This window comes from Rhizobium sophoriradicis (assembly GCF_003939025.1).
GTDB lineage: Bacteria > Pseudomonadota > Alphaproteobacteria > Rhizobiales > Rhizobiaceae > Rhizobium > Rhizobium sophoriradicis.
The window spans coordinates 105,325-118,410 of record NZ_RQIH01000006.1 but is presented as its reverse complement, the minus strand read 5'-3'; the positions used below and the strand labels follow the sequence as shown (position 1 = coordinate 118,410).

General features: G+C 61.5%; 9 protein-coding genes and 1 pseudogene. 8 read left to right on the top strand and 2 right to left on the bottom strand.

All coding sequences use genetic code 11. The features are described 5' to 3' along the window. Nucleotides 1–11 precede the first annotated feature (11 nt). The 4 genes and pseudogenes from EFR00_RS11520 (at nucleotide 12) to EFR00_RS11505 (ending at nucleotide 5,346) form a co-directional block, all read left to right on the top strand. Nucleotides 12–1,895, top strand: a complete 1,884-nt coding sequence (locus EFR00_RS11520) for an ABC-F family ATP-binding cassette domain-containing protein (protein ID WP_009996009.1) — start codon at nucleotides 12–14, stop codon at nucleotides 1,893–1,895. Then, nucleotides 1,891–2,190, top strand: a pseudogene (locus EFR00_RS11515) (polysaccharide deacetylase family protein); the annotation flags it as partial. The gene EFR00_RS11520 and the pseudogene EFR00_RS11515, both read left to right, overlap by 5 nt. Nucleotides 2,191–2,258: 68 nt before the next feature. Then, nucleotides 2,259–4,301 (top strand): prolyl oligopeptidase family serine peptidase, encoded by a 2,043-nt coding sequence (locus EFR00_RS11510; RefSeq protein WP_077993209.1) that lies wholly within the window; start codon nucleotides 2,259–2,261, stop codon nucleotides 4,299–4,301. Nucleotides 4,302–4,419: 118 nt separating this feature from the next. After that, a complete protein-coding gene (locus EFR00_RS11505) occupies nucleotides 4,420–5,346 on the top strand; it encodes a Gfo/Idh/MocA family protein (protein ID WP_077993207.1) in 927 nt (308 codons plus the stop codon). A 57-nt stretch (nucleotides 5,347–5,403) separates the two neighbouring features. On the opposite strand, the gene EFR00_RS11500 is transcribed toward EFR00_RS11505, so the two are convergent. Next, nucleotides 5,404–5,853, bottom strand: coding sequence for a DNA polymerase III subunit chi (locus EFR00_RS11500; RefSeq protein WP_009988967.1), 450 nt, complete (start codon nucleotides 5,851–5,853; stop codon nucleotides 5,404–5,406). Continuing rightward, nucleotides 5,853–7,343, bottom strand: a complete 1,491-nt coding sequence (locus tag EFR00_RS11495) for a leucyl aminopeptidase (protein WP_077993205.1) — start codon at nucleotides 7,341–7,343, stop codon at nucleotides 5,853–5,855. Before EFR00_RS11495 ends, EFR00_RS11500 begins: the two co-directional genes overlap by 1 nt. Nucleotides 7,344–7,487: 144 nt before the next feature. Here EFR00_RS11495 and EFR00_RS11490 point away from each other — a divergent pair, with 144 nt between their 5' ends. The 4 genes from EFR00_RS11490 to EFR00_RS11475 all read left to right on the top strand — a co-directional run bounded on the left by EFR00_RS11490 (nucleotide 7,488) and on the right by EFR00_RS11475 (nucleotide 12,957). Further along, nucleotides 7,488–8,261 (top strand): phosphatase PAP2 family protein, encoded by a 774-nt coding sequence (locus EFR00_RS11490; protein ID WP_077993203.1) that lies wholly within the window; start codon nucleotides 7,488–7,490, stop codon nucleotides 8,259–8,261. A 99-nt stretch (nucleotides 8,262–8,360) separates the two neighbouring features. After that, the gene (locus EFR00_RS11485) at nucleotides 8,361–9,542 is read left to right on the top strand and encodes an LptF/LptG family permease (protein ID WP_077993424.1); all 1,182 of its coding nucleotides are present in this window, start codon (nucleotides 8,361–8,363) and stop codon (nucleotides 9,540–9,542) included. Next, nucleotides 9,539–10,627: an LPS export ABC transporter permease LptG gene (gene lptG / locus EFR00_RS11480; RefSeq protein ID WP_009991368.1), complete on the top strand. Its 1,089-nt coding sequence runs from the start codon at nucleotides 9,539–9,541 to the stop codon at nucleotides 10,625–10,627. The genes EFR00_RS11485 and lptG overlap by 4 nt, the downstream gene beginning before the upstream one ends. Next, nucleotides 10,627–12,957: an LPS-assembly protein LptD gene (locus EFR00_RS11475; RefSeq protein ID WP_077993202.1), complete on the top strand. Its 2,331-nt coding sequence runs from the start codon at nucleotides 10,627–10,629 to the stop codon at nucleotides 12,955–12,957. Before lptG ends, EFR00_RS11475 begins: the two co-directional genes overlap by 1 nt. The last annotated feature ends 129 nt before the right edge of the window (nucleotides 12,958–13,086 follow it).

Below are 13,086 nucleotides of genomic sequence, written 5' to 3'. Positions count from 1 at the left end.
AAACGCCGGCCATGATCACGCTCACCGAAATTTCCGCCCGCATAGCCGGGCGCCTGCTTCTCGACAATGCCAGCCTGTCGCTGCCTTCGGGCACCAAGGCCGGCCTCGTCGGCCGTAACGGCGCCGGCAAGTCCACGCTGTTTCGCGTCATTACCGGCGATCTCGGCTCGGAGACCGGATCGGTGTCGATCCCGAAGGCGGCACGCATCGGCCAGGTGGCCCAGGAAGCGCCGGGGACCGAGCAGCCCCTGATCGAGATCGTGCTTGCCGCCGACAAGGAGCGCGCGGCCCTGCTTGCCGAAGCGGAAACGGCAAGCGATCCGCACCGCATCGCCGAAATCCAGATGCGCCTCGTCGATATCGACGCGCATTCGGCCGAGGCGCGCGCCGCGAGCATTCTTGCCGGCCTCGGCTTCGACAGGGACGCGCAAGCCCGTCCCGCTTCCTCCTTCTCGGGCGGCTGGCGCATGCGCGTGGCGCTCGCCGCCGTGCTGTTTGCCGAGCCGGACCTGCTTCTGCTCGACGAGCCGACCAACTATCTCGACCTCGAAGGCACGATGTGGCTGGAGGATTACATCCGCCGCTATCCGCACACTGTGATCATCATCAGCCACGATCGCGACCTCTTGAACAATGCGGTCAATTCCATCGTCCATCTCGACCAGAAAAAGCTCACCTTCTACCGCGGCAATTACGATCAGTTCGAGCGGCAGAAGGCGGAAGCCGACGAACTCCAGACGAAGGCCAAGGCCAAGAACGAGGCGGCGCGCAAACATCTGCAGAGCTTCATCGATCGCTTCAAGGCCAAGGCCTCCAAGGCCCGGCAGGCGCAGTCGCGCGTCAAGGCGCTCGAGCGCATGGGCACGGTTGCGGCCGTCATCGAGGACCACGTACAGCCGATCACCTTTCCCGAGCCCGAAAAGCAGCCGGCATCGCCGATCGTCGCGGTCCAGGGCGGCGCCGTCGGCTACCAGCCAGGCAAACCGATCCTGAAGAACCTCAATCTGCGCATCGACAATGACGATCGCATCGCCCTTCTCGGTTCGAACGGAAACGGCAAATCAACCTTCGCGAAATTCATCTCCGGCAGGCTTGCCCCGGAGAGTGGCGAAGTGAAGCTCGCACCCTCCCTGAAGATCGGCTTTTTCGCGCAGCACCAGCTCGACGACCTTATCCCCGAGCAGTCGGCGGTGGAGCATGTGCGGCGGCTGATGCCTGGCGACCCGGAGGCCAAAGTGCGCGCCCGTGTCGCCCAGATGGGACTGGCGACCGAGAAGATGGCTACCGCCGCCAAGGATCTTTCCGGCGGCGAAAAAGCCCGCCTGCTGATGGGGCTTGCCGCCTTCCATGCGCCGAACCTGCTCATCCTCGACGAGCCGACCAACCATCTCGACATCGACAGCCGGCGCGCACTGATCGAGGCGCTGAACGATTACGAAGGCGCCGTCATCCTGATCTCGCACGACCGTCACCTGATCGAGGCGACGGTCGACCGGCTCTGGCTGGTCAACGGCGGCACCGTCACCGCCTTCGAAGGCGATATGGACGAATATCGCGACCTGATCGTCGCCTCGGGCAAAAAAAAAGAAGAAAAGCTGCAGCCGGCTGACGATGCGACCTCCAAGGCCGATCAACGCAAGCTCAATGCGGAGCGGCGCGCTTCGCTGACGCCGCTGAAGAAAAAGATCAACGAAATCGAATCCTTGACGGCCAAGCTGGAGAAACAGATTCAGGCGCTTGACGCGGAACTTGCAAATCCCGCCCTCTACGAGAAAACGCCCGCCAAGGCCGCCGAAAAGGCAAAGCAGCGCGGCGAGGCCGCGGCAAAACTCGCTGCTGCCGAGGAAGAATGGCTGATGCTGTCGTCGGAATACGAAGAAGCGATGGCGGGATAGCCACAGTCGCGCCACCCTCGCCATGCGCGACATGGTGGTCATGGATCTCGACATCGACAGCAAGGACTATTTCACCACGACGCCGGCCTCCGTAACGCAGCGGACGATGGACCAGTTGCACAAGCGCGGCCACGGCATCATTCTCATGCATGACATCCACAAGCGCACGGCGAAGATGTTGCCGACCCTGCTTTCGAAACTCGAAGCCGAAGGCTACAAGGTCGTGACGCTGAAGTTCAAGAAGACGCGCCCCCCCAACAACCTCGTCGCTTCGGCCGATTTCGTGATGACCCGCGAACGCGGGTTGTCAACTCGAGACCGGCTGCCTAGATCTGATCGACGTCAACTGAAGCCGGTAGGGACATGAACCTTCATCTCGAAGCGGACGAGGATCCGCGCACCCGCCAGTTCATCGACGAACATAACGCGCTGTCCGACGCGGTATTGAGAACGCCGGAATTCGCCAGGGATCGCGACGCGATCAAAACCCTGATCGAGCGGCAGGACCGGCTGATCGTGGCGATGCGCCGCGGAGGCTGGCTGTTCGATTTCCGGCAGAGCAAGGACAATCCGCTCGGCGTCTGGCTGCGTCTGCCGGCCGATCAGCAGCCGCTGCCGGAGGCCGATTGGGAGGTGGTCTTCGACCTCGACGCCTTCTGCCTCAGTGAAGGCAAGCGCTGGACCTGGCGCGGCGTCGTCACCTGCCCGTGGGAGCCGACGCGCGTGCTGCTCACACTTTCGGACGGCGGCTCCGATCTTCTCCGCCTGCTCGAATTCAACGCAGAGAGCAAAGAGATCGTCGAGGGCGGCTTCGACACGCCGGCGGCACGATCGCATGCCAACTGGCTAAGCCGCGACGAGATCTGCTATTTCGGTTCGATCGACCGATTTTCGGCAACCCGCTCCGGATGGCCGCGCGTCGGGCGGCGACTGAAGCGCGGGCAGCGGCCGGAAGATGCCGCCGTCATGTTCGAAGCCGCCGACGAGGACGTCTATGGCTTCAATCTCGTTATCGACCCTGCCCTGTCGGGCACCTCGGCGGATGCCGGATTGATCGACATCTTCGTCGCTGCCCATGAGATCGGCGTCGCCAGCGCCTTCCTGACTGCCGACGACGGCACGCAGCGGCGCATCGATCTGCCCAAGGAAGCGGACTTCCAGTTCAATCACGATCATTGCCTCTGGCGGGCAAAGACCGATGAGCGCGTTCCCACCGGCAGCCTGGTGCTGCAGCGCTTCGATCCCGGCTCGGCGACAGGTCCGCTCGGGCCGGAGCGGATCCTGTTTCAGCCTGGCGAGGGCCAGTCCGTCTCGCAGATGATGCTGATGCGTGAATGGTGCGTGTTCATCATCTCCGATCGGCTGCGTCCGCGTCTCATGGTGCTCGACCTGACGAGGCCCGATGCCCGACAGCGCGAGATCGCGCTGCCGGCGGATATGCAGACGGCGCATTTCAGGCCGCTCTATGCGGATCTGCATCTTGGTGACGACACGCTCTACATTGTCGGTCAGGGTTTCCTGCAGCCGCCCACCTGCTACCGCCTCGAACTCTCCGATCGCAGCAAACAGCCAGAGCCGGCCTTCACCGCCGTGGCGCCGAGCTATTTCGATGCCACCGGCATGTCATCCGAGCTACTGGAGGCGGTTTCTGAAGACGGAACGAGGGTTGCCTATCGGCTGGTCCTGCCGAGACAGTGGACCAGGGGCGCGCTGCCGGTGCTGATCTACGGCTATGGCGGCTTCGATGTTTCGCTGTCGCCGAATTATTCCGGCGTGACCGGTCGCTGGCTGGAAGAAGGCGGGGCCTATGTACAGGCCTATATCCGCGGCGGTGGCGAATTCGGGCCCGACTGGTATCGCAGCGCCAAACGGCAGGGGCGAGACCGGGCCTTTGCCGATTTCGTCGCCATCGCCCGCGATCTCGTCGCCCGCGGCTACACCGTGCCGTCGCGGATCGCCTGCCAGGGCGGCAGCAATGGCGGCTTGCTGACCGGCGTGATGGTGACGCGCTATCCGCATGATTTCGGCGCGATCTGGTGCCAGGTGCCGGTGCTCGATATGACACGTTTCCATCTGTTCAGCGCCGGGCAAGCCTGGATGGACGAATATGGCGATCCGGAGGTCTCGGTGGATCGGGACTTCATGCTCGGTTATTCCCCGCTTCACAATGTCAGGCCGGCGAGCGAGATCGCCTATCCTCCGATCTATATCGAAAGCTCCACCAATGACGACCGTGTGCATCCCTCGCATGCACGCCGTTTTGCCGCGCGGCTGGAGGAGGCAGGACATAGGCCGCTCTTCCATGAATTCGGCCTGGGCGGGCATGGCGGCGACGGCGATTCGCAAGAGCGCGCCGCCCGCGCGGCGATGGGTTACAGCTTCCTTCGCCAAACTATCATGAGATAGACGGGCCATCATGGGGTAGGATGATGCAATGAATGAAGGAGGAGAGCTTGTCGCCGCTCCTCTTTCTGCTACAAGAAGCGCAATAAATCATACTTTTCACAGGTTCGAGCGAAACACCATGTCTCCTATCAATCTCGCCATCGTGGGCGTCGGCAAGATCGTCCGCGACCAGCACCTCCCCTCCATCGCCAAGAACGCCGATTTCAAGCTCGCCGCCACGGCCAGCCGCCACGGCACGGTCGAGGGCATCAACAGCTATACGACGATCGAGGCGATGCTCGACGCCGAGCCCTCGATCGATGCGGTTTCGCTCTGCATGCCGCCGCAATATCGCTACGAGGCCGCCTATAAGGCGCTCGTCGCCGGCAAACACGTCTTCCTGGAAAAGCCGCCCGGTGCGACGCTGAGCGAAGTCGCCGACCTCGAGGCGCTTGCCGCAAAGCAGGGCACGTCGCTGTTTGCCAGCTGGCATTCGCGCTATGCGCCGGCGGTCGAAGCCGCCAAGGAGTTTCTTGCTTCGACGACGATCGAGAGCGTGCATGTGATCTGGAAGGAAGACGTCCGCCACTGGCATCCGAACCAGGAATGGATCTGGCAGGCCGGTGGTCTCGGCGTTTTCGATCCCGGCATCAATGCGCTGTCGATCGTCACCCACATCCTGCCGCGGCCGATCTTCATCACCGAGGCCGTGCTCGAATTCCCCGAAAACCGCGATGCGCCGATCGCCGCCGACATTCATTTCCGCAATGCCGACGGCCTGCCGGTTCGAGCTGAATTCGACTGGCGCCAGACCGGCAAGCAGAGCTGGGACATTGTCGCCGAAACGGCGGCCGGTCAGATGGTGCTTGCCGAAGGCGGCGCCAAGCTTTCGATTAACGGCACGCTGACATTCGCCGAGCCGGAGCAGGAATATCCCTCGCTCTACCGTCGCTTTGCCGAAATCATCAAGACCGGCAAATCGGATGTCGATCTGGCGCCGCTGCGCCATGTCGCCGACGCCTTCATGCTCGGCAAACGGAAATTCGTCGAAGCCTTCCACGATTGAGCCACTTGGCGGTCCTTGCCTGTTTCAGCCCGACGGCAAGGACCGCCCCGAAGGCTCTTAGGCCTTCTTCTCCCACCGCCCTTCCGGCGTCTGCTGCCAGTAGGTGAGGTTATGCCCCTCGCCTTTCAGCCTCTTCCATTGCGCGCGCGCCGCTTCCAGTTGCTCCTGATCGTGACCGTCGAACATGAAGACGATGCGCTCGTAAGAGTCTGCCGGCGGCGGCTCGGCGCCGTCGACGATGAAACGCACCGTGGCCGCATTGGCGTTGTCAGGTGTGACCGTCAAAAGCACCGGCTGGTTCTCGGCGAAATCGGCCTCGTCGGTGCCGTGCGGCAGGAAGGTCTCCTCGCGGAACGTCCAAAGATGCGCATCGAGAGCATCGCGCCGCGCCGGCTCACGCGTCTGCACGGCGACGCGCCAGCCGCGCTCGACGCTTTTGTCGATAAGCGGCGGAAGCGCGTCTTCCAGCTTGGTTTCGGTCAGATGATAGAAGAGAATGTCGGTCATCAGGATTCATAATGGGCGCGGACAAGTTCGTCGAGCAGGCGCACGCCGAAACCGGAACCCCACGACTGGTTGATCTCGTCTTGCGGCGAGCCCATCGCCGTGCCGGCAATATCGAGATGGGCCCAGGGTGTCTCCTGCACGAAACGCTTGAGGAAATGCGCGGCGGTGATCGAGCCGGCCTGCCGGCCACCGGTGTTCTTCATGTCGGCGAACTTGCTGTCGATCAGCTTGTCGTAATCCTTGCCGAGCGGCATGCGCCAGAGTTTCTCATTTGTGGAAAGGCCGGCTGCCGTCAGCTGGGCGGAAAGCTGGTCGTCATTTGAGAACAGACCCGCATGCACATTGCCGAGCGCCACGACGATCGCGCCGGTCAGGGTGGCGAGATTGATCATGAATTGCGGCTTGAAGCGATCGTTGCAATACCAGAGCGCATCGCAGAGCACGAGGCGGCCCTCGGCATCGGTATTGATCACCTCGATCGTCTGGCCGGACATAGAGGTGACGATATCGCCGGGACGCTGGGCGTTGCCGTCAGGCATGTTCTCGACCAGGCCGATGATGCCAACGGCGTTGACGGCGGCCTTGCGGGAGGCGAGCACATGCATGAGCCCGGTCACGGCTGCGGCGCCGCCCATATCGCCCTTCATGTCCTCCATCCCGGCGGCCGGCTTGATCGAAATGCCGCCGGTGTCGAAGACGACGCCCTTGCCGATGAAGGCGATCGGACGATCCTTGCCCTTGCCGCCCTTCCACTGCATGACCGCCAGGCGTGGCGGGCGCACCGAACCTTGGGCGACGCCGAGCAAGGCGCCCATGCCGAGACGGCGCATTTCCTTCTCGGTCAGGATCTCCACCTCGACGCCGAGCATTTCCAGCTCCTTTGCCCTGGCGGCGAATTCGACAGGTCCGAGTGCGTTCGGCGGTTCGTTTACGAGGTCACGGGCGAGATTGACGCCGCCGGCTATCGCTTCGGAAGCGGAAAACGCCTTCTTGGCGCCGGTCGCATCGGCGGTGACGATCGTCACCTTGACGGATTTCGTCGGCTTCTCCTCATCGTCATTCTTCTTTGTCTTATAGGAATCGAAGCTATAGGCGCGTAGCAGCATGCCGAGCGCAAAATCGGCGGCGGCGCGCGCGTCCGTCGCGACGCCGGGAACGTCGAGGAAGACGGCCGCCCTGTCTGTATTCTTGATTTTCGATGCCGCAGCGCCGCCGGCCTTCAGCCAGTCATGAGCGGTAAGTTCGGCCGCCTTGCCAAGGCCGAGAACGACGATGCGCTCGACCGGTGCGCCTTCCGGGGCGACGATATCGAGCGCGGCCATGGATTTTCCGGAGAATCGCGCGATCTTTGCAGCCTTGGCGATCACGCCTGCCGGATCGGCCGTTTCAGCGCCGGCGGCGGCGTCGGCCTCCACGGTCTTCAACAGGATCGCCAGCCCACTATTGAGCTTTGCCGACTTCGCGAATGAAATTTCGAACTTTGCTGACATGTCTTCTCCGCTGGGATTCTTGGAAATCCGTCCCTGGCGGATAATTTCGCGTTTGCCGGGTCTGTCAATGGCTTGCGACACTTGTTATGGTCGCCCGCGGCCGTCCAGGCCCACATGTTTCCGTCAGTTTCGTAGATATTCGCGTTGACAGATTTTTCGAAAAATCGATGGCGGAGCCCGGTGATCCGCCTGCCGAAGACGACTTTCGGTGCATTCATGCTGTTATTCTGGGCGTGGTGGGGGCTGCTGATCGTCTTCCGCGCCTTCCCCGGGATCGACATCTATTTTTCCCAGCTTTTTTTCCTGGAGACCGGTTGTGACGCGACCGCCGCTGCCGGAAGCATCTGCGGCGGTTTTCCCTATCGCGACTCGGGGAACTTCGACCTGCTGCGCACCATCTTCTTCCGCCTCCCCTATGTCGTGGCGATCGTGATGCTGTGGAAATTGATCGAGTGCTACCAGCAGCACGGCGCAACCTTCAATGCCGAGCGGGCGCGCAAGCTTAAGGTTGCCTTGGGAACGCTGCTGATCGGGCCGGTGCTGCTGGTCAATGTCATTCTGAAGGAACATTGGGGCCGGCCGCGGCCGGTGCAGACTGATATTTTCGGCGGCGCCCTGCATTTCGTCGAGGCCGGCTCGCTTGCCGGCAAATGCGTCTCCAACTGCTCCTTCGTCTCCGGCGAGGCAGCGAGCGCCGGCTGGCTGTTCTGCCTGCTGCTCTTCGTTCCGAAATCGCTGCGCTACGCGCTGGTACCGCCGATCGTCGCCGTCTCGATCCTGACCCCGGCCCTGCGGCTGTCCTTCGGCGCGCATTATCTCTCGGACGTGACGCTCGGATGGCTCTCCTCGCTGGTCGTCTTCGCAGCGCTGCTGGCATTAACTGAGTCGCAACAGCACCAAAAAAATTCTGAAATTTGAATGAATTTTTGACACCTGCTTGTCGCAAAACCGCGACAAAGAGCGTAGAGGGATTCTCCTGCAAGCCGTTTGGGCCTGCAGGTGCTTTCAAGGGCCGGCATGAAACTACTCGAGACATACATATTGCGGCGCGTCGGCCAGATGTTTCTCGTGGCGCTCCTGCCTGTGCTGGCGATCATTTGGACGACACAGGTGCTGCAGCGCATCAACCTCGTCACCGACAGCGGCCAGTCGATCGGTTCGTTCGCCAAACTGGCGACGATGATCCTGCCGTCGATCATTCCTGTCGTGCTGCCCTTCGCGCTTGTCATCGCCATCACCCAGACGCTGACGACGATGAACAACGATTCCGAGCTGACCGTCATCGACGCGGCCGGGGCACGGCGCAGCATTCTGATCCGCCCGATCCTGCTGCTCGCCGCCGTCATCAGCGTCTTTTCCTTCTTCGTTGACAATATCGTCGAGCCGCGGGCAAAGACCGTGGCGCGTCAGATGATCGCCGAGACCTACGCCGATCTTCTCTCCTCGGTCATCGAAGAAAAGACCTTCCGTAAGCTCGACGAGGGTCTCTACGTGCAGATCTCGCAGCGCCTGGCGGGCCGCATGCTGAAGGGCCTGTTTGTCGCCGACGAGCGGGATCCGGCATATGAGCTGATCTATTACGCCAAGGAAGGCGCCGTCGACGATACCGGCACGACGCTGATCATGCATGACGGCGAGGTGCATCGCAAAACGCCCGACGGCAACGTCTCGGTCATCAATTTCGATTCCTATTCCTTCGACCTCTCGGACATGACCGAGAGCCGCGGCCAGGCGACACTGAAAGCCAGCGACCGTGACCTGTGGTTCCTGTTCAATCCGGATCCGAACGACAAAGACTTTACGATCCGGCCGCAGAGCTATCGCGCCGAACTGCATCGGCGGCTGACGGACTGGATCCTGCCAGTCGTCTTTGCCCTGTTTTCGCTGGCAATCGCCGGCGACGCGCGCTCGCACCGCGAAGCGCGCCTGCATCCGATGGTGAGCGCGCTCGGCTATGCCTTCGCGCTGCGATGGGCTGCCTTCTACGCGGCGAACCAGATCGACACCGATCCGGAATATATCGCCGTTCTCTACGCCCTTCCGATCGTCAGCAGCATCGTCTCGATCATCTTCCTCAGCCTGCACAAGCGACCGGTCATGCCTTCGTTCATAAGGGACCGGATATCGGCTTCCTGGAGACGAACGCAGGAACGACTGCTTGCCGCGACCAGCAGGTCCGGCGGGGGCGCTGCCCAATGATGTTCGGGACATTGTCGCGTTATTTCTTTCGCCGCTACCTGGCGACGACCGCCTGGTTCCTGATCGGCGCGTCGGCGATCGCCTTTCTCCTTGATTTCAGCGAGACGGCGGGACGCATGTCCGGCCTGCCTGGCTACACGATCGGCGGCGGCATCGTGATGACCGCCGTGCGCCTGCCCCTCATCCTGCAGCAGACAATCCCCTTCGTCGCACTCTTCGTCGGCATGACGGTTTTGATCGGGCTCAATCGCAAATATGAGCTCGTCGTCACCCGCGCAGCCGGCATCTCGGTCTGGCAGTTCATGTTCCCCTTCGTCGCCGGCTCACTGGCGCTCGGCGTGCTGACGACGACGGCGCTCAACCCGCTTGCCGCCTGGGGACAGCGCCAGGCGCTGCTCGTCGAATCCGACTGGCGCGGCGAAAACGCGGTTCTGCGCAAGGCGCCACAGATTCCGTGGCTGCGCCAGATCAGCGGCCGGGACGATGTCATCATCGGCGCCCAGACGGTCCAGGAGAACGGAACCAAGCTGGTCGACGCCGTGTTGATCCATTTCGATTCAAGCGGCCGAGTCATTATGAGACAGGATGCCGCCACGGCTAAGTTGGAAGATGGTTACTGGCAGCTTAACGGTGTCGTCGAGCGCAAGCCTGGCGAAATCCCGCTGCGCAAAGCTTCGGTCCAACTTCGCACCAATCTGAAACAGGATTTCGTTCAGGAGCGGCTGACAGCGCCGGAAACAATTGGTTTCTTTGACCTTTCCAACCGCATTGCGGCGGCCAAATCCTTCGGCATCTCGACCAAGGCATTGGAGACGCAATTCAACTCTCTGTTGTCCCAGCCATTGCTGCTGGTGGCCATGACTCTCATTGCTGCAACAGTGTCCCTAAAATTTAGCCGGTTCAACCAATCCCGCTCCGTGATTCTGGGTGGAATCCTGTCAGGCTTCATGCTTTATGTCATCACCGTGCTTGTTAAAGCATTCGGAAGCAGTGGAGTCGTGCCTCCCTTCGTGGCGACCTGGATACCGGTGGTCGTCGCGCTGGCCTTGGGCGCGACTATTTTGCTTCATCAGGAGGACGGCTAGTGGCGGTAGGCGACCGCAAGTATATTAGTAAACAATCGGTTGCCCTGCTTGTCGGTGCGGCTCTATGTTCCTATTTCGGCAGCGTCCCGGCCTCCTACGGCCAGGCCAGCACGCCTGAGCAAAATATCGAGAATAAGATTCCTGAAGGCGCCAAGCTTCTGCTTTCCGCCAATGAACTCGTCTATAACCGTGACGCCGAAATCGTCTCGGCGGTCGGCGGCGTGCAGATCAACTATGGCGGCTACAAGATGGTCGCGCAGAAGGTCGAGTACAATCAGAAGACCGGCCGGATGACTGCGATCGGCAATGTCGAGATGGTCAGTCCGGACGGCAACCGCATCTATGCCGACAACCTTGACGTGACCGACAATTTTGCCGACGGATTCCTGAACTCGCTGCGCATCGAGACCTCCGATAATACGCGTATCGTCGCGGAGAGCGGCGAGCGTGTCGGCGGCACGAAGATGATTCTCAACAAGGGCGTCTACACCGCCTGCCTGCCCTGCGCCGAAGATCCGAAGCGCGCGCCCTTCTGGCAAGTCAAGGCCAAGCGCGTGATCCAGAATGGCGAGACCCATACGATCCGTCTGGAGCGAGCCCGCTTCGAGTTGCTCGGTTACCCGATTGCCTTCGTGCCGTTCATCGAGGTTCCCGACAATACGGTGAAGCGCAAGTCCGGTTTCCTGTTCCCGACAATGAGCCTGTCGCAGAATCTCGGCTTCGGTCTTTCCATTCCTTATTATTACGTGATCTCGCCGAGCATGGATGCGACGGTCACCGCAACCGGCTACACGGCGCAGGGCTTCCTCGTCGAAGGCGAATTCCGCCAACGCTTCGAAAACGGCACGCATATTCTGCGCGTCGCCGGCATCGACCAAGCGAACCCGGGCAATTTCAGCTCCGGTACCAGCGATGCCGAAGCCGAGCAGCGCGGCATGGTGGCGTCGAAGGCAGAGTTCCGCATCAATCCGCGCTGGACGTTCGGCTGGGACGTCATGATGCAGAGCGACAACAATTTCTCGAAGACCTACAAGCTCCGTGGCTTGAGCGGCACGGATCGCACGAACCAGATCTACCTGACTGGGCTCGGCAAGCGGAATTATTTCGACATGCGGGCGTTTTATTTCGACGTCCAGGATGCCGACCGCACGAACACCGCCGAGAAACAGCAGGCGATCGTCTATCCCTCGCTCGATTATCATTATGTAGCGCCTCAGCCGCTTGCAGGCGGCGAGCTTTCCGCGGACGTCAACCTGACGAATATTTCGCGCACACATGACGACTTTTACACTGTCGACGGCTTCGACCGCTTCCGCGGCCTGAAGGGCCAGACGTCGCGCCTGACCGCCGAACTTCAGTGGAAACGCACCTACGTTACGCCGACCGGCCTGGTGATCACGCCGCTTCTGGCCGCGCGCGGCGACGCTTTCGCGCTGAACATGAACGACCCCACAGGTTACGCCGGCAATTACCTTGACGACAATTCCGCCACCCGTTCGATGCTCACCGCCGGGCTGGAGGTGCGTTATCCCATTCTGATGACGACTGATAACAGCACCCATATCCTCGAGCCGATCGCACAGATCTATGCCCGCCCCGACGAGCAACTCGCCGGCCGGCTGCCGAACGAGGATGCTCAGAGCTTCGTCTTCGACGCGACGTCGCTTTTCGATCGCGACAAGTTCTCAGGCTACGACCGTATTGAAGGCGGCACCCGCGCCAATCTCGGCGTCCAGTATACCGGGACTTTCGACAGCGGTTACAAGCTGCACGGCATATTCGGCCAGTCTTACCAGATCGCCGGCCAGAACTCGTTCGCGACCGATGACCTCGTCAATGTCGGCGCGGATTCGGGCCTCGAAACCGACCGCTCCGATTATGTCGGTCTCGGCGGCGTCGAAACGCCATACGGTGTGTCCGTCGCCGCTTCCTACCGTCTCGACGAGAAGGATTTCGAGTTCCGGCGCGGCGACCTGACAACGGCCTACCAGAACGACACCTTCCAGACGCAGGTGACCTACACCCATCTCAGCGCCCAGCCGGCCTACGGCTTCGCCGAGGACAATGACGAGATCCAGACCAGCAGCAGAGTCAAGTTCAAGGACTATTGGTCGATCTTCGGCGGCATCGCCTGGGATCTGAACAATGATGTGATCAGCCGCCGGACGCTCGGCCTTTCCTATGAGGACGAGTGCACGATCTTCACGATCGCCTATACCGACAGCCGGGATTCCGAGGACGAGTCGGCAAGCGACTGGACAATCGGCGCGCGGCTGACGTTCCGCACGCTCGGCGACATCAAGATCGGCTCCGATAGCCTCTCCAACTAGCAGGCGAACGGCGTAAACATGGCTTCAGGTCATTCTTTCGCCGTAAGCCTGTGCAGGACATTGCCGCCAGCCGATATCTGAGGCATAGGGGATTTGCGCCGTGACGGAGGCGATTTCCGCGTGTCTCGC